This is a genomic window from Streptomyces sp. NBC_00203 (assembly GCF_045206325.1).
Lineage (GTDB): Bacteria > Actinomycetota > Actinomycetes > Streptomycetales > Streptomycetaceae > Streptomyces > Streptomyces lutosisoli.
This window is the reverse complement of the sequence record NZ_CP108126.1, coordinates 10,290,734-10,306,510: the sequence shown is the minus strand read 5'-3', so window position 1 is coordinate 10,306,510 and position 15,777 is coordinate 10,290,734. Positions and strand designations below refer to the sequence as shown.

The following is a 15,777-nucleotide window of genomic DNA, read 5'->3' as shown; positions in this document are numbered from 1 at the left end:
AAAATTCGGGTCCCCCGCACCAGTCAGGGCCGCCCCCGCACCAAGCCGGACAAGGTCCGCGCCGAGAAAGCCTACGGCTCCCACGGCGGACGACCACCGAAGTTCGACAAGAACGACTACGAACAACGCCATGCCGTGGAGTGCGGCATCAAGCGGCTGAAACGCCATCGGGCGGTGGCCACTCGATACGACACAACTCGCCGTCCGCTACGAAGCCACCGTGCTGGTCGCGGCCATCAACGAGTGGCTGTGACCAGCACGTTCACAGCAGACCCTAGCCCGCCTTCTCCGTCGAATGGTCGGCCGCTCGCGGCCCCAGGCGGCCAGCGGCTGGAGTGCGTCATTGAGGCGCATGCCGTCCTCGGTCAGCGAGTACTCGACTCGGGGCGGCACCTCGTCGTAGGAGACGCGGTGCACGACGCCGTCCGCTTCCAGCTCACGCAGGTGAGAGGCCAGCACCTTCTCGGTGATCCCCGGAAGCAGTCGACGCAGCTCGCCGAAGCGACGGTGGGGATGCTCGTGGAGCGCCCAGAGGATCAGCACCTTCCACTTGCCGCCGATCACCTCCATCGCGGTATCGATCCCGCAGACGTGTCCGTCTGGTGTTCCCGGCCGGTTCAGCGTCGTCATGCCCCACCCTTCTGACGTGCTCGCTCACCCCGAGGTAACCACCCACTACCAAGTGCGTACTTGATCACCTCCGGACCTGTGACCAGCCTAATCGGCATGGCACAGAACACTGTTGAGAAGACTCCCGTCACGATGCTGGGCCTCGGTGCGATGGGCACCGCGCTGGCCCGCACCTGGCTTGCCGCCAGCCACCCACTCACCGTCTGGAACCGCACCCCAGCCCGCGCCGCAGCGCTCGCCACCGAGGGTGCAAGTGTCGCGGACACCGCCGCTGAGGCGGTCGCAGCGAACACCCTGATCGTCCTTTGCCTGTTGGACGACACCTCGGTCGATGAGGTGCTGGCCGGCACCGACCTGGCCGACAGGGACCTGGTCAACCTGACCACGAGCACCCCCGCCCAGGCCCGCGCCCGCGCCGAGTGGGCCCGCGAGCGCGGCGCCCGCTACCTGGACGGCGGGATCATGGCCGTCCCCCCGATGATCGGCGTCCGGGAAACCGGCGGCTACGTCTTCTACAGCGGCTCGCGGGAGCTGTTCGAGCGGCACCAGGAGACCCTGAGCGTCCCGGTCGGCACTATCTACGTCGGCGAGACGCCGGCTTCGCGGCCCTGCACGACGTGGCCCTTCTCAGCGCCATGTACGGGATGTTCGCCGGCGCCGCGCACGCCTTCGCCCTGATCCGGAAGGAGGACATCGACCCCGCGGCGCTCGCCCCGCTGCTCGCCGACTGGCTCGTCGCGACGGCCCCGGCAGTTCACCAGACCGCCGACCAGTTGCGGAGCGGCGACTACACCAAGGGCGTCGTCTCCAGCCTTGCCATGCAGGTGGCTGGCACGCCTACCTTCCTGAGCACCGCCGAACAACAGGGTGTCAGCCGGGAACTGCTCAGCCCGTACTTCGAGCTGATGCGCCGCCGCCTGGCCGAGGGCAGCGGCGAGGAGGACCTGACGGGAGTGATCGACCTGCTGTTGAACTGACCGCCCACTTGCCGCCACAGAAGTGACCGTGCTGGTCACAGTCCTCAACGAGACGCTGTGACCAGCACTTTCACCACAATCCCTAGTCGCCGTCGTCGCTGCTGCTCCGGTTCAGGCTCCGGCGCCGGTCCTTCCCGGAGCTGCGCAGCAGTTCGCCCGCGGTGAGCGTCAGGGTCGCCACGACGCGGACCCAGCGGGGCCCGCCGCGCTCGGCCCACACCACACATACGCATCCGCCGACGGCGAGCGCCAAGACGCCGAGCAGCACCAGAACGGTCATGTTCCCCACCCCTGATTCCTACGGTCCCATTGATCATCTCAGGCTCGGAAGGGATGCCCCAAGGGATGTCCTGGCACAGGTTTTGTGGGACGTCACCAAGTGCCACGTGCCGGGCAGTTGGGATGCGGTTGGTGACGTGATCGAGTGGGCCCAGGCCGCGCGATCGAAGCGCGGGGTACTGTCACGGACATGCCCGGTGATCATCCTGCCTGCCGATGTGTGATCTGCCATGACTATGGCGATCGAGACGAGGCCGACCGTATGGACCTGCGGACAGTCGACCAGGTCCAGGAGCACGGCTGGAGCGTCGTGATGGTGCCTGCGGATGACGAGGGGCCCGGCTTCGCTTACACGATCGGGCTTTGGCATACACACGGGGTGCCCGAGCTGGCGATGTTCGGGCTGGACATCCAGACGATGCACATCATGCTCAACACCCTTGGCCACCAGGCGGCAGCCGGGGCTGTACTGGAGAACGGGCGTACATGTCACGACGTCATCGAGGGGCGGCCGGTAGTCCTGAAGGCGGCCGATCTCCGCTGGTACCGGGAGTTCTTCGGGCGCGCGATCTCCTTCTACCGACGCCCTCCGTTCCCGGTCCTGCAGGTGGTGTGGCCCGATGCGAAGGGCCGCTTCCTCTGGCAGCCAGGGGGCGACGAGCACTATCTGCAGTCCCAGCCCCAGTTGTGGCTGAAGCCGACCGAGCACTCTGAAGGGGGATGGGCCACACTCGCGACCGGCTGAAGGCCGCTGCGGCTTCGGCGGACGGCAGTTCAGACGAGTAGGGCTCGGTTACGACGAAGATCATGCGGCCGCGATCACCCGTCGGGTGTCTACGTCCACGGTGACCTGCACGGTCGCGGAGAACCGGTGGTTACGGCTGGACGCTGCCGTTCCCGGGCGGCACCCCGCCGAGCTCGGACCCTGAGCAGTGTGTCCACCCGCTCCCCCGCCACCTTCAAGAGGCGTGCAAGCCGCGTCACTTGCAGCCCGGGCAACGTGTCCGCCCGCACGCGGTCAGCCCGTAACGCACCGGCCGTGCCGGGGAGATGCCGAGCTCAGGGGCTGTGCAACATGCCTAGCGCTCCTTGACGGCATGCAGCAGTGTGATGCCGAGCCACGGGCCGCCGTACCAGTACCCGGGGCCGAGTCCGCGCAGCGTGCCCTGGCCGATGTGCGCGGCGTACTTCCTGGCCATGTTCCAGAAGTCGGCGACGAGCAACTGCCCGCCCGGGCGCAGCACCCGCATGGCTTCGTCCACCGCGCGGTATCGCCCCTCGGCCGACGGGATGTTGTGGATCGCCAGCGCGCTCGTCACGACGTCGAAGGAGCCGTCCGCAAACGGCAACGCGGTCATGTCGGCCGTATGTACTTCCACCCGGTCGGCGACCCCTGCCGCGGCGGCGTTGGCGAGCGTGACTTCGGGCCGGTTGCCGCTCTGATCCTTTCCGGACCACAGGTCCACGCCCACGGCGCGCCCCGTCGGCAGCCGCCTGGCCGCCTCGATCAGCACCGCGCCACGACCGCAGCCCAGGTCCAGCAGCTGCTCGTTACCCTTCAAGTCGGCCTGGTCCAGCTCCCGCCTCCAGATGCGCAGCTTGCCGTGCAGTGTGGTGTGCAGGTAAATGCCGGTGTGGGCAAGCAGTACCGTCCCGGCACTCACCATCGCGTTGCGTCCCGGCCGCCACCGGCCGGCGGCCAGGCAGCAGGCAGTCCCGGCAGCGCCGAGTACCGCCGGGAACGCTGGAGCGTCAACGCCGTAGCGCGGCCGCTGTAAGCGCGGCAGTGGGGAGTCATCCCGGTTCTTGGACATACGCGCAGTGTCACAAGCTCGACTGCCGGGCGTCTTGGAGAAATGTTCCCCCCGGGACCAGCGCCACCGGCCTCGCGCCGGCCGGGTGCAGACCGCCGTATCAAGCCTTGGAGAGGTATTCGGGGGCGGCCCACGCGACGTCGTCGACCGCAAGCCACGGCGTGACCGCAACGCCCGTGGGCGTCACACCGGCGAAGGCCTTGACATCCCGATGGAGGTGAGACTGGTCGACGTAGCCGATCTCCGCCGCCACCTGTGCGGCGCTGTGACCCGCGGCGAGACGGTGGGCCGCGTGGTCGAAACGGACAAGCTGGGCAGCGCGCTTGGGGTTGAGACCGATCTGGGACCGGAACCGGGACCACAGACGCTTACGGCTCCAGCCGACCTCGGCTGCCAGCCGTTCGACCCGAACCCCTCCCAGGTTCGTCACCATCTGTCCCCACACGAAGGCGACTTCAGGCTCGACCGCGCGGCCTGCCTCGTGTCGTCGAACGAGCGCGGCCTCCGCGATCGCGAACCGGTCGTCCCATGACCCGGCAGCGCGCAGTCGCTCTTGGGTGCGCGCGGCATCGCGGCCCCAGAGGTCGTCGAGGGAGACCACCATCTCACCCAACTCCGAAGAGACGCCCAGCACCGCGTGCGCGACCACCGGCGACAGCCGCACCTGCAGGCACTCGACGTCACGGCCACGCCCCCGAACGCCGCTCGCCGCGAGTCCGACGACGACACTGCCGTTCTGCCGGCCGCCGGTGACGTCGTCGACGGCAAGCGGGTCATCGCCCAAGTCGACGGCCACCGTGACAGCCGGGTACGGGACAACACCCAGGTCGACGAGCTCCGTCGTACGAGCGCGGAACCCGGCCATGCTGACCCCCGGCAGCCGACCGGGCCGCGACGGGGTGGCGATGTCCCACATCGCCGCAAAGTCATGAGCCGACTCAGCGCATCGCATGTCGCCAGGCTAAGCGACATTCATCCAAGACACGACGGCCGAGTCGCGACGACAGTGACGGCATCCGCAAGGACCCCGGACCGGAAAGGACCACTCGTGACGCGCTCTCCGATTGACCCGTTCACATCGGCCGTCGAACTCGCCGCAGCCATACGCCGAAAGGAGGTGAGCCCGGTCGAGGTGGCCGATTGCTATCTCGAGCGGATGGACGAGCTCGACCCCCGGCTGAACGCCTTCTGTCACCGGGCCGACGACGACGTCCGCAAAGCCGCGTCTGCCGCGGCCGATGTAGTGGCGCGAGCCCGGTCGGCCGAAGACCTCCCCCCGTTCCACGGCGTCCCTCTGCCGATCAAGGACCTCCTTGACGTGGCCGGATGGCCCACCACCCATGGGTCCGCCGGCGCCAGGCAGGAGCCGGCCGAAGCATCGGACCCGGTCGTGCAACGGTTCGCGGACGCGGGGTTCGTCCTGCTCGGCAAGACCACCACCTCCGAGTTCGGCGCCCTGCCCTTCACCGAGAGCGAAGCCCTGGGCATCTCGCGCAGCCCGTGGGACCCGGATCGCACGCCGGGCGGGTCGTCGAGCGGAGCGGGCGCCGCCGTCGCCGCCGGGATGGCGCCCATCGCCCACGCCGAAGACGGCGGCGGGTCGATCCGCATCCCCGCGTCGTGCAACGGCCTCGTCGGGCTCAAACCCACCCGCGGCCTGGTCACCAACGGGACCGTCAGCGTAGAAGGTCTCGGCACCAGCGGCGTACTCACCCGCACGGTGGCAGACACCGCGGCCGCCCTCGATGTGCTTGCGCGCCATGATCCGGGCGCGTGGTGGTCACCCCCGACCCCGCACAGGTCCTTTGCCGCCGCGATGAAGACGGACATGCCGACCAGACTGCGGATCGGTGCGCTCCACGACTCTCCGATCGACGGGATACGCGTGCACCCGGCGTGTACCGCAGCCGTCACCGTCACTCTTCGGACGCTCGAATCGGCCGGTCACCATATCGTCGACACGCACCTTCCGCTCCCGTCGACCGACGAGCTGGTGGCGGCGTTCACGACCATCTGGAACGTCGCCGGCAGCGGGATCGCGCTCGCGGACCCCGACCGCGTCGAGCCCCACAATCGTGCCCTGCGTGCCGCGGCACGATCGATCGACTCGTGGTCCTACGCAGAAGGGGTGAGGAAGACCGAACAGTTGTCGCGGCGCATCGTCGAAGGCTTCCTCGCCGGCTTCGACCTCCTCGTCACGCCCACGATGGCGTGCCTCCCGCCGCTCGTCGGTGCCTGGCGGGCAGGCACCGACGACGATCCCCTGAGGCCACTGCTGAACAGCTACCCGATGGGTGTGTTCACGTCGGTGTTCAACGTGACAGGCCAACCGGCCATCTCCATCCCCATCCACCACGACGACAGCACCGGCCTGCCCGTCGGCGTCCAGATCGTCGCCGCACCGTGGCGCGAAGACCTCCTGCTTCAGGTGTCCCGCACCCTCGAACTCGCACATCCCTGGACCGATCGCCGCCCGCCCGTCAGGTGAGGACGGAGGCTCTCCCCTGGGGAGCCCGAATCCTCGGGCGTACATCCGCGTGCTGCCAGTCCGGCACGGCCCGAGGCGCAGGTGGTTCCGGCTGGCGCGAGGCAGCCCTGCGTCGATGCTGCCCGCACTGATCGGTCAACTTGTGTACGGCATCGCCCTTATGTACGGCATCGACCTCACGCCTGCCCGGCCAGATCTGCAGGAGGTAGTTCTCCAGCGGCCTGGCAGGCGGGTGCGGTGTCAGCGGCAGAGAACGGCACCCCTGCACTCGGGCTCGCGATGGGCGCCGGACTCCGGCATCTCGGCGATCAGCGAACAGAACGCCTTCACCAGCCCGGTCCCGTTCGGGAGTTGTCAGGCCGCTTCCTGACAGCACCACACATCACCGGCTTGGTCATCGAGCCAACGGAGCGGGCTCAGCCCGGTGAACAGGGCTATCCGAAACGACTCCGCCGACGTGATCACACCAGCCACACCGTGATCACCCCACTCCGGCCGATCCCTCCAGCCTGGCGAAGGCGAGGATGTCGGGGACCGCTTCGCGCAGGCTCCCGAAGTGACGGTGCACGCCGGCCACCGCAACCGCGGCGTTGACCCCCCATACCGTCATGCCGGCCCGTAGCCCTGCCTCGACTCCGGACGGGGCATCCTCAATGACCAGGCAGTTCTCAGGCTGGGCACCGAGCTGCTCGGCGGCCAACAAGTAGGGCACGGGCGACGGCTTGCCTTCCGCCACTGCGGCGGCGTCCACAAGGACGCGCGGAACCGGCAGACCCGTCCGAGCAAATCGGCCACGCACCCGGTGCTCGTAGTTCGAGGTCACCAGCGCCCACGCCCCCGATGGAAGGGTGCCCAGCAGCTCCGACGCACCGTCGAAGGCCGCATAGACGCCGGACCGGACGTCGTCGTCCTCCAGTTCGTGCAGCGCTGCCAGGCACTCCTTTGGATCCTGGTCCGGAGCCACCTTCGCGAAGGTCTCCATCGGCCGCGTCCGCAGCGCCACCCGATAGACGTCATCTGCGTCCAGTCCGTATCGCCCCGCCCAAGTTGCCCAGACCCGGCGCTGGTTGTCCACGGCGTCGATCAACGTGCCGTCGACATCGAAGAGGACGTACTTCCTGGGGGCGGGCTGCGCAAACTCATTGGTCACGCCATGATCATGCCAGGAGATCCTGGAGATCGTGATGGGCCGCTGACCAGCAGAGGGGTGCAGACACAGCTTCTCGGCTTGTCTTTTGGCCTCAGTCCGTCTACGGCTTCCGCGTTGCGCCTTCGTGAGCTGCGAGTTCTTCTGGGGTTCCGACGAATGCAGCGCCGCAGCCCGCTGGAAGGAGTTCGACCACGATGGCGATGGCCTCCTGCGCTGTGGACGCCGGGCCCACGGACTCGCTGCGGAGGGGCCCGGAAACCCAGTAGGTACCTTCGGCGGCGGGCTGGATATAGGGAATGTCCCAGGTCCATCGCTGCTCAGCGCAGCGGCTGAAGTGCAGCTCGCCCATCCCTGTCCAGGGAAACAATTGTCGCAAGCGCGGCTCCGCGTAGGCCGCTACCAGGAGTTCGACGCGTACGCGTCCGTCGTCCCGTACGGCCTGCCAGCCTGCTTCCTACGACGGTCGACCGGGGCCATGGCCATGGCCGAAGACATTGCCCCCTCCCCCGTCAACTGCGGACTCGGCATGATCCTCGGACCGAGGCGTTGTCAGTGGTGGCGTGCAGGATGGCTGGCATGACAACACATGCTGCAGTGATCGTGGATGCCGCCGCCTACGCGCGGGCGGTCGAGGACGCGGTGAAGGCGTCGGCCGCCTACTACACGGGCGGCACGTCGGCGTTGGACGACGACGCCTACGACCAGCTGGTGCGCGGCATCGCGGCGTGGGAGGCCCAGCATCCCGGGCAGGTGCTGCCCGATTCGCCGACCGGAAAGGTCGCTGGCGGTGCCGTGGAGGGAGATGTCCCGCACACGGTGGCGATGCTGAGCCTGGACAACGTGTTCTCGCCCGAGGAGTTCACCGCGTGGAATGCGTCGCTGGCCCGGCGGATCGGTCACGACGTGGAGCGGTTCAGTGTCGAGCCGAAGCTGGACGGCCTCGCGATCGCCGCCCGCTACACCCATGGCCGCCTCACCAGACTGATCACCCGTGGCGACGGGACGGCCGGGGAGGACGTCTCGCACGCGATCGGCACCATCGAGGGTCTGCCGAATGAGCTGGCCGAGCCGGTCACGGTGGAGGTACGAGGCGAAGTCCTCATGACCACAGCCCAGTTCGAGCACGCCAACGAGGTACGTACCGCGCACGGCGGGCAGCCGTTCGCGAACCCGCGCAACGCCGCTGCGGGCACACTGCGCGCCAAGGACCGCGCCTACACCGTGCCCATGACGTTCTTCGGCTACGGCCTGCTCCCGCTGGCCGACACCGAGGCCGGGCCGGCCGGGCGGCTGGCAGAGGCCGCGCACAGCGACCTCATGCTCCAGGCCGCCGCGTACGGGGTGAACACCACCGCAACCACCGCCGTGCCCGGCATCACCGCCGACACCGCGGAGCGGGTTCTGGCCCGGGTGAAGGAGATTGCCGCGCTGCGTGCGGAGTTGCCCTTCGGAATCGACGGGATCGTCATCAAGGCCGACCTGGCCGCCGACCAGCAGACCGCCGGATCCGGTACGCGTGCCCCGCGCTGGGCGATCGCCTACAAGCTGCCCGCGGTGGAGAAGATCACCCGGCTGCTGGAGGTGGAGTGGAACGTGGGCCGCACCGGCATCATCGCCCCGCGGGGCGTGCTGGAACCCGTCGAGATCGACGGCTCCACCATCACCTACGCCACCCTGCACAATCCGGCCGACATCACCCGCCGCGACCTGCGCCTGGGCGACCACGTCATGGTCCACCGGGCCGGCGACGTCATCCCCCGCATCGAAGCCCCCGTCGCCCACCTGCGCACCGGCGACGAGCAGCCCATCGTCTTCCCCGAGGTGTGCCCTCGGTGCGGCTCCGGCATCGACACCAGCGAGCAGCGCTGGCGCTGCGAGAACGGTCGCAACTGCCACCTGGTCGCCGCCCTCTCCTACGCCTGCGGCCGCGACCAGCTCGACATCGAAGGCCTCGGCCACACCCGCGTCGTCCAGCTCGTCGAAGCAGGCCTGGTCGCCGACCTGGCCGACCTGTTCACCCTCACCCGCGACCAGCTCCTGAGTCTGGAACGGATGGGCGAGACCAGCACCGACAACCTCCTCGCCGCGATCGCCGCGGCCAAGGGGCAGCCGCTGTCGCGGGTGCTCTGCGCGCTCGGTGTGCGCGGCACCGGCCGCTCCATGTCCCGCCGCATCGCCCGGTACTTCGCCACCATGGACCACATCCGCACCGCCGACGCAGAAACGATGCAGCAGGTCGAGGGCATCGGCACCGAGAAGGCGCCGTCCATCGTCGCCGAACTCGCCGACCTCGCCCCGCTCATCGACAAACTCGCCGCGGCCGGGGTCAACATGACCGAGCCCGGCGCCACCCCGCCCTCCCCTGCCGCCGGTGACGACGGTGACGCCGACGGCGGTCCGGAGAGCGTGGAGTCGGTGGGAGGGCCGCTGGCCGGGATGACGGTCGTCGTCACGGGCGCGATGACCGGGGCGCTGGAGAAGCTCAGCCGCAACCAGATGAACGAACTCATCGAACGCGCCGGCGGCCGCTCCTCCTCCAGCGTCTCCAAGAAGACCACCCTGGTCGTCGCCGGCGAAGGCGCGGGCTCCAAGCGCGCCAAGGCCGAAACCCTCGGCATCCGCCTGGCCACCCCCGACGCATTCGCCACCCTCATCGCCGACTACGTCGACTGACCCCGTTTCGCCAGGGCGGGGGGTGCCGCAGTTCACGGGACGCTCGGCGCCAAGGGCGGTACAAGCAGGGGTCGTTGACCGTACATCCGTATGTGGCTGCGGAGGGGACTGTGCCCCCGGACCGACACGCCCTGTGGGCACACGCCCTTGCCCAGCAGACATGGCTGGCGGTGGGTGGATGGCCGCGTCCAATCCCCCCGCCGACAGACCCCGCGCTCGATGCCCTGCCTCAGCTGGGCCGAACACCGGCGAGGGAAGGACACAGGGTGTTTGGGACCTCGGCACGCCAGCTGGGTCGCCACCATCGCCACCTGGACCCGCGACGTACAGACACAACACGCGGCCGCGAGGGCCTGGCAGTAGCAGCCGGGCAACGCCGATGCGTACCGGAAAAGCGGGTGCTGAGCCGTGAGTCGTGCAGGCAGGATGCCCGCATGTCCACCGAAGTCAGCGGGATGATCGAGTGTCGGCCCGGTGCCCGTCTATGGGGCCCCGACGACGAGGACTCCGTGTGGCACGCCGCCATCGACCTCTTCCTGCTCAACAACGGCAACGCGTACGACGCCCTCGCCTGCCTCTTCGGTATCCGCAATTCCTTCGGCTTCCGCCCCCTGGCCGAAGGCCGCGGCTTTCCGAGCGACGCGTCGGAGGGGCTGAGAACCGAGTACGCCGCCTACGGCAGTTCGGCCGACCTGTACGGCACAACGCAGATCACCTGGGCCGAGCTCGCCTCCGTCGACTGGCAGGAAACAGAGAGCTCAGGCACACGAAGCCGAGACTTGGCCGCCGGAGACCAAACCCACTGGGGACCTGTCTGGAGCGTGATGCGAACACTCAGCGAGCTCCATGGAGCGGAGAACGTGCGACTTGTCGTCTGGTTCCACTGACCCCACATCCGCGGCGGAGCACCGCCTGTCCACGGGAGAGCAGTCATGACCGAGCGAGACGTCATGCTCAACGAACTCGCGCAGGGGCTCCGCCCGATGTCCCAGGGCATCGAGTGGTTTGACGCCCTCGGCCCGGAGGCGCAGTCCGAGACGCTGCGATACTTGTCCCACTACTGCATCCAGGTTCGCGCCGTCGCGGAAGACGGTCCGGAGAGCATCCGTCGTGCCGGGCTGCGCCCCACGCATACGCCCGCAGTACTGATCACACGCGGACGGATCGACCAGCAGCTGGGCAAGATCGCCTCCCTCATCCCTCTCGACGAACGCCGCAAGGCGTTACGGCTGCTGATCGCCGTGCTCGCGATTGCCGACGGACGGCGTCGCGAGCGCTTCTGCGCCGACGGGTGCGGTCACTGGTGGCACGGACTGTCCGTCGCTGACTGATTCCCCCGGCAGGCACGGCCCGGATCCTCGCTTCCGCCGGTCCCGTTTCCGGGGACCGACGGGAACCGTCTGCTGCCGCTCAGTTCCGGCGAGTGCCGCGGACGATCCGGCCGACGACGGCCTCGGCCTGCTCCGGGTGCCCCTCCAGCCACGTGCCGAGGTGTTCCCGGACCGCCTCCGCGACGCAGGCACGCACCGCGGCGCCGCCCAGCATGCCGTGCGTGGCGCCGAGGAACACGGGACCGTCCAGCTTCACCGACACGACCGCCGTCAGGCCCTCGCCGATCCGGTCGGCGCCGAGGTCGAGGTCGGCGGCCGCCAGCAGCCGCCGCTGCCGTGCGTACGAGGTGACCGCGGCCGCCACCCCGTCGCGGAAGCCCATCGCGTGTGTGCCGCCGTCGGGGGTGAGCACGCTGTTGGCGAAGCTCCGGACCCGCTCCTCACGGGAGCCGCACCACCGCAGGGCCACCTCCACGGTCCCCGCCATCCGCGGGTCCTCCCGCTCGAAGCCGATGACGTCCGGGTGGACGGGGGCCCCGGCCCGCGTGTCGAGGAAGGCGACGAAGTCCCGTACCCCGCCCGGGAACTGGAACCGCACCGGCCGGGACCCGCCCAGTTGACGTTCGTCGGTCAGAGAGATGCTCAGGCCCTCGTTCAGGCAGGCCAGTTGCCTGAAGTGCTCCTCCAGCACGGCGAACGAGCACTCCGCCGTCCCGAAGATGTCGGTGTCGGGCCAGAAGGCGATGGTCGTCCCGCTTCCGGTCGCCGGCCCTACGGCGGTGGGCGGGGTGAGCGGGACACCGCGCGCGTACTCCTGGACCCAGCGCACCCCTTCCCGGCGCACCTCGGCCGTCAGGCGGCTCGACAGGGCGTTGGTGACGCAGGGCCCCATGCCGAAGAGGCTCATGGCCGCGGTGTGGCGGCCGCCAGGCCCGGCCCCGGCGTGCATGCGGGTCAGCAGGGCTTCGAGGCCGGGACCGCCGGTGTCCCCGGCGGTGGCCTCGACGGGGACACCCGGCCCGTCGTCGGCGACACGCACACCGCCGTCGGGAGTGAGGGCGACGTCAACGGAGCCGGCGCGGCCGGCCAGGACCTCGTTCACCGCCCGGCCGACGACCTCGAACACCAGCTGATGCAGGCCGCGTTCGCCGGTCGAGCCGACGTACATCCCCGGCCGCTTCCGAATGGCTTCCCATCCCTCCAGCACCTGGATGTGGCTGGCGTCGTACCTGATGGCTTCCTCGCTCACGAAGTCCCCCTCCGATGGTGTCCAGCAGAGGTCCCCCACCCTAGGCGGATCTCAGGAAAACACCAGGTCAGAGCCGACTCGCCGAGGGCGTGGGCAGGCGGGTCAGCGCCTTCTCGCGGGCGGTCGGCCCAGCGGTCGCGAACCGTGGCGAAAGTGCGGCCGGGGGCCTGCCGAGGCCGCGTACGAGCCCATTGCAGGCGGCCCCGGGGCCCCTGATTTCGACCACGACAAGACCGCCACCCGGCTGGTCACGGAAGCGGGCGGAACCTGGAGCCGACACGCCGCGGGGTGACCACGGACGAACCTACTCCGGCTGGAGATCCGCTGATCATCCCTCCCACCACGGCTCCATGCCCTCCACGACGACGAATTCGTGGAAGTCCATGTTGCCGATCTCCAGGTTGCAGGCGATCGATCCGACCTCGCGGCACGGAAGGACGGCGGACTGCCCCGGGGTGTCGTACAGGTCGACGACGGTCAGCGGTCGGCCGGGCTCGGCAAAGGTCCTGGCATCGGCGAGCGCGACCAGCGTGGTGTGTTCCTCGGGCGGGACCAGCGCCGGGACCTGGCCCGGCAGGAGGTCCTCGAAGGCCCGGTCGTCGACGACGAGCGCCCCCAACGGGTAGTGCTCCACGTCGATCTCATCCGGGTCCAGGTCCGAGCCGACCCAGCCGTCTTCGTCGGCCCCGCCCAGCTCGTCGAGCAGAGCGCGCCAGCCCCCCTCGTCGTCGAAGGAAGTTCGGACCAGCAGGGCCGCGCCGGTGGAGGGCAGTGCCGGGAAGGACCGGCGCGACGGCGCCGTCGGCGCGGGGAAGGCCGGTCGGCCACCGTCCCCCTGGTACATGCCACATCTGTCCATGTCGCGCACCAGGTCGTCGAACGCGAGCGCGCCGCCCAGCAGAGCGTCCAGGATCTCGCCGAGCCGGGCTGACGGGACCCGGACGCCGCGCCCGGGCATCGCCGCCAGGTCCACCAACAACGGCCCGTCCCCGCCGTACACGACAGGGATGTCCGCCAAGACGGCGACCGGCGGCACGAGGCCTCCGCCCGGGACAAGTGCCGGTACGTTACCGCCGTGCAGGTAGTCCCATCCGGGGCCTTCGACCGGATGGAGCCGCACCTCACTGCCCCCGATCTCGTCGAGCAGCCCGCCCCACAGAGCCTTGCCGTCCTCGTAGCACGTGCAGACCAACAGCACTTCACCAGGCGCGGGCTGGGGAAGCTCGGGAAAGGACATGACTCTCCTTGCTCTCCTTCGAAAGGACCGGCGCGAACACTCTGTCGGCCGAGCCGGCTCCGCGATCCCGCGGCGCGTCAGCCGGTCGTCGCACACAACGGCCATGCACCCGGCGGGGCATGGTCCCGCAGCGACTGCACCGCACCGGCAACACACCACAACACACCTGAGTGTTGAGCACGTTGGCACACCGCTCGGCCGCCTTCACCACCACGCCCGACAGATGCGGCAGCAGTCGACTCAAATCCACTGACCGCACACCCGAAGGATGCCCAGCTCAAGCAGACACCGTGACAAGACCAGCGTCAGATCCATTGGCGTGTGCGCCGACACTCGTCCGCGTGAGTCCGGTGGAGAACATGGCGCCGGGTCAGCTCTGTCCGTTCTCGATCCACGGACGGAGTTTCTCCGGGTTGCGGACCGCCCAGATGTGAGTGATGCGGCCGCCGGTGAGGCTGAACGCTGCCACGGTCACGGTGACGCCGGCATGCTGGGCGACCAGGCCGGGCCGGCCGTTGACCGTCCGCTCCAGGAGCGTCAGCCCAGGGGCCTTGCCGGCAATGTGGATCAGGTACTGGGCGATGCGCTCGCTGCCCTCGACCGGGCGGAGGACGGTGCCGACCAGGCCGCCACCGTCGGCGGTCATCGTGGCCTCGGGGTCGAGGAGGTCGACGAGGGCCTCGATGTCGCTGGCCTCCCACGCCTCCTTGAAATGCCGCACCAGACCGGCCTGCCCTGCCGTCGGAACCGCCGGAGCCTGTGCGGCCCGAATACGTCGACGGGCCGAGGAGGCCAGCTGCCGGCAGGCCGCGGGCGTCCGGCCGACGATCTCGGCGACCTCGGCGAAGGGGTACCGGAAGACATCGTGCAGGATGAACGCCACGCGTTCGGCCGGCGTCATCGACTCCAGTACGACGAGGAAGGCCATGTTCACCGACTCGTCCAGGGTGACCTGGTCGGCGGGGTCGGCCGACTCGGCCCTGCCGCCGCCCGCCCGTCCACTGAACCACTCCGTACGGTCGGGCAGCGGCTCCGGTATCCATGCGCCGACGTAGCGCTCGCGCCGGGCCCGCGCCGAACCGAGCATGTCCAGACAGATGCGGCCGGCCACCGTCGTCAGCCAGGCGCCGGGCGACTCGATGGCCTCCTGCTGTTGCCGCGACATCGCGTACCAGCGGGCGTAGGCCTCCTGCACGGCGTCCTCGGCCTCGACCAGCGAACCGAGCAGCCGGTAGGCCAGATTGATCAGCTGGCGCCGCTCGCCGACGATCACGCTCAGCCCCGGCTCGGACCGGTCATGCCCTGGCTCGGACGGGGTACTCATGGCCGCGACTGCTCCTTGGTTCTTCTCATCGGTTCTTCTCGTCCGCTTCCGCTCTCGGCACTTCGGCGAAACACCGCGCCGGACTGTGAGGGCGGCGCTTCGCCTCACATTTCGCGGGCCCACGTCGTCGGACCACCGAGACACTACTGATCCACCGCCGCGAGGCAGAAGAGGGGACCACGTCATGGCCACACAGACGACGGCAGTTCGGGGCAGCGTCACGTTCCTGCAGGTCGCGATCGCCCTGCAGACCTTGGCCATCTTCTTCCAGGCGGCCACCGCCGGACTGCTGCTCTCCTCGTCCCACGGCGAGGTACTGCACAGCGCCGGAGCGCGCGTGATGTACGGCGCATCGATGTTGTACGTGCTCGCCGCGATCCTGGCGTGGCGGCCGGGCGGCGGGGCACCCCGCCCCATCCTGTACGCGTCCGGCTTCCTCGTACTCGCTTCGGTGCAGGTGGTGCTGGGCATCGCGCACATGCCGTCGCTCCATGTCCCCCTGGGCGTCATGATGTTCGGCCTGAGCGTGCTGGCACTGGGCCAAGTGCTGTCCGCCCGCTTGTCGCATCGCTCCGGCACTCTGTAGATCGGTCGAGGAAGGCCAGGCAAGCGGCGATGGCTCACC

General features: G+C 69.4%; 14 protein-coding genes and 3 pseudogenes. 7 read left to right on the top strand and 10 right to left on the bottom strand.

Going from position 1 to position 15,777, the window contains the following annotated elements:
* Positions 1-207: 207 nt before the first annotated feature.
* A complete protein-coding gene (locus tag OG975_RS45710) occupies positions 208-630 on the bottom strand; it encodes a winged helix-turn-helix transcriptional regulator (RefSeq protein ID WP_406335671.1) in 423 nt (140 codons plus the stop codon).
* Positions 631-726: 96 nt separating this feature from the next.
* On the opposite strand from OG975_RS45710, the pseudogene OG975_RS45705 reads away from it, so the two are divergent.
* Positions 727-1,607: pseudogene (locus OG975_RS45705) on the top strand (NAD(P)-dependent oxidoreductase).
* Between the two features lie 82 nt (positions 1,608-1,689).
* Here OG975_RS45705 and OG975_RS45700 read toward each other — a convergent pair.
* A complete protein-coding gene (locus tag OG975_RS45700) occupies positions 1,690-1,887 on the bottom strand; it encodes a hypothetical protein (RefSeq protein ID WP_406335669.1) in 198 nt (65 codons plus the stop codon).
* 261 nt (positions 1,888-2,148) lie between these two features.
* Here OG975_RS45700 and OG975_RS45695 point away from each other — a divergent pair, with 261 nt between their 5' ends.
* Entirely contained in the window at positions 2,149-2,631 is a 483-nt protein-coding gene (locus OG975_RS45695; RefSeq protein ID WP_406335668.1) for a DUF4262 domain-containing protein, read from the top strand.
* A 63-nt stretch (positions 2,632-2,694) separates the two neighbouring features.
* Here the strand turns inward: OG975_RS45695 and OG975_RS45690 are convergent.
* The 3 genes and pseudogenes from OG975_RS45690 to OG975_RS45680 form a co-directional block, all read right to left on the bottom strand.
* A pseudogene (locus tag OG975_RS45690) lies at positions 2,695-2,778 on the bottom strand (IS5/IS1182 family transposase); the annotation flags it as partial.
* A 187-nt stretch (positions 2,779-2,965) separates the two neighbouring features.
* Complete coding sequence (locus tag OG975_RS45685; protein WP_406335667.1) at positions 2,966-3,700, bottom strand: class I SAM-dependent methyltransferase; 735 nt, start codon at positions 3,698-3,700, stop codon at positions 2,966-2,968.
* Positions 3,701-3,800: 100 nt separating this feature from the next.
* Positions 3,801-4,652 carry a helix-turn-helix domain-containing protein gene (locus OG975_RS45680; RefSeq protein ID WP_406335666.1) on the bottom strand — a complete coding sequence of 284 codons (852 nt, stop codon included), beginning with the start codon at positions 4,650-4,652 and terminating at the stop codon, positions 3,801-3,803.
* A 96-nt stretch (positions 4,653-4,748) separates the two neighbouring features.
* Here OG975_RS45680 and OG975_RS45675 point away from each other — a divergent pair, with 96 nt between their 5' ends.
* Positions 4,749-6,188: an amidase gene (locus tag OG975_RS45675; RefSeq protein WP_406335665.1), complete on the top strand. Its 1,440-nt coding sequence runs from the start codon at positions 4,749-4,751 to the stop codon at positions 6,186-6,188.
* 481 nt (positions 6,189-6,669) lie between these two features.
* Here OG975_RS45675 and OG975_RS45670 read toward each other — a convergent pair whose 3' ends face one another.
* Positions 6,670-7,338: an HAD-IA family hydrolase gene (locus tag OG975_RS45670; RefSeq protein WP_406335664.1), complete on the bottom strand. Its 669-nt coding sequence runs from the start codon at positions 7,336-7,338 to the stop codon at positions 6,670-6,672.
* A 100-nt stretch (positions 7,339-7,438) separates the two neighbouring features.
* Positions 7,439-7,780 (bottom strand): annotated as a pseudogene (locus OG975_RS45665) (DUF6193 family natural product biosynthesis protein); the annotation flags it as partial.
* 134 nt (positions 7,781-7,914) lie between these two features.
* On the opposite strand from OG975_RS45665, the gene ligA reads away from it, so the two are divergent.
* From ligA to OG975_RS45650, 3 genes are all read left to right on the top strand, one after another.
* Positions 7,915-10,011, top strand: coding sequence for an NAD-dependent DNA ligase LigA (ligA, locus tag OG975_RS45660; protein ID WP_406335662.1), 2,097 nt, complete (start codon positions 7,915-7,917; stop codon positions 10,009-10,011).
* Positions 10,012-10,445: 434 nt separating this feature from the next.
* On the top strand, positions 10,446-10,898 hold the full coding sequence (locus OG975_RS45655) for a hypothetical protein (protein ID WP_406335661.1): 453 nt from the start codon (positions 10,446-10,448) through the stop codon (positions 10,896-10,898).
* A 45-nt stretch (positions 10,899-10,943) separates the two neighbouring features.
* Complete coding sequence (locus tag OG975_RS45650) at positions 10,944-11,342, top strand: DUF5958 family protein (protein WP_406335660.1); 399 nt, start codon at positions 10,944-10,946, stop codon at positions 11,340-11,342.
* A gap of 79 nt (positions 11,343-11,421) precedes the next feature.
* On the opposite strand, the gene OG975_RS45645 is transcribed toward OG975_RS45650, so the two are convergent.
* The 3 genes from OG975_RS45645 to sigJ all read right to left on the bottom strand — a co-directional run bounded on the left by OG975_RS45645 (position 11,422) and on the right by sigJ (position 15,152).
* Positions 11,422-12,591 carry an ATP-binding protein gene (locus tag OG975_RS45645; protein ID WP_406335659.1) on the bottom strand — a complete coding sequence of 390 codons (1,170 nt, stop codon included), beginning with the start codon at positions 12,589-12,591 and terminating at the stop codon, positions 11,422-11,424.
* A 328-nt stretch (positions 12,592-12,919) separates the two neighbouring features.
* Entirely contained in the window at positions 12,920-13,828 is a 909-nt protein-coding gene (locus tag OG975_RS45640; protein WP_406335657.1) for a DUF6924 domain-containing protein, read from the bottom strand.
* A gap of 370 nt (positions 13,829-14,198) precedes the next feature.
* The gene (gene sigJ / locus OG975_RS45635; protein WP_406335656.1) at positions 14,199-15,152 is read right to left on the bottom strand and encodes an RNA polymerase sigma factor SigJ; all 954 of its coding nucleotides are present in this window, start codon (positions 15,150-15,152) and stop codon (positions 14,199-14,201) included.
* 184 nt (positions 15,153-15,336) lie between these two features.
* Between sigJ and OG975_RS45630 the strand changes: the two genes are divergently transcribed.
* Positions 15,337-15,738, top strand: a complete 402-nt coding sequence (locus OG975_RS45630; protein WP_406335654.1) for a hypothetical protein — start codon at positions 15,337-15,339, stop codon at positions 15,736-15,738.
* The last annotated feature ends 39 nt before the right edge of the window (positions 15,739-15,777 follow it).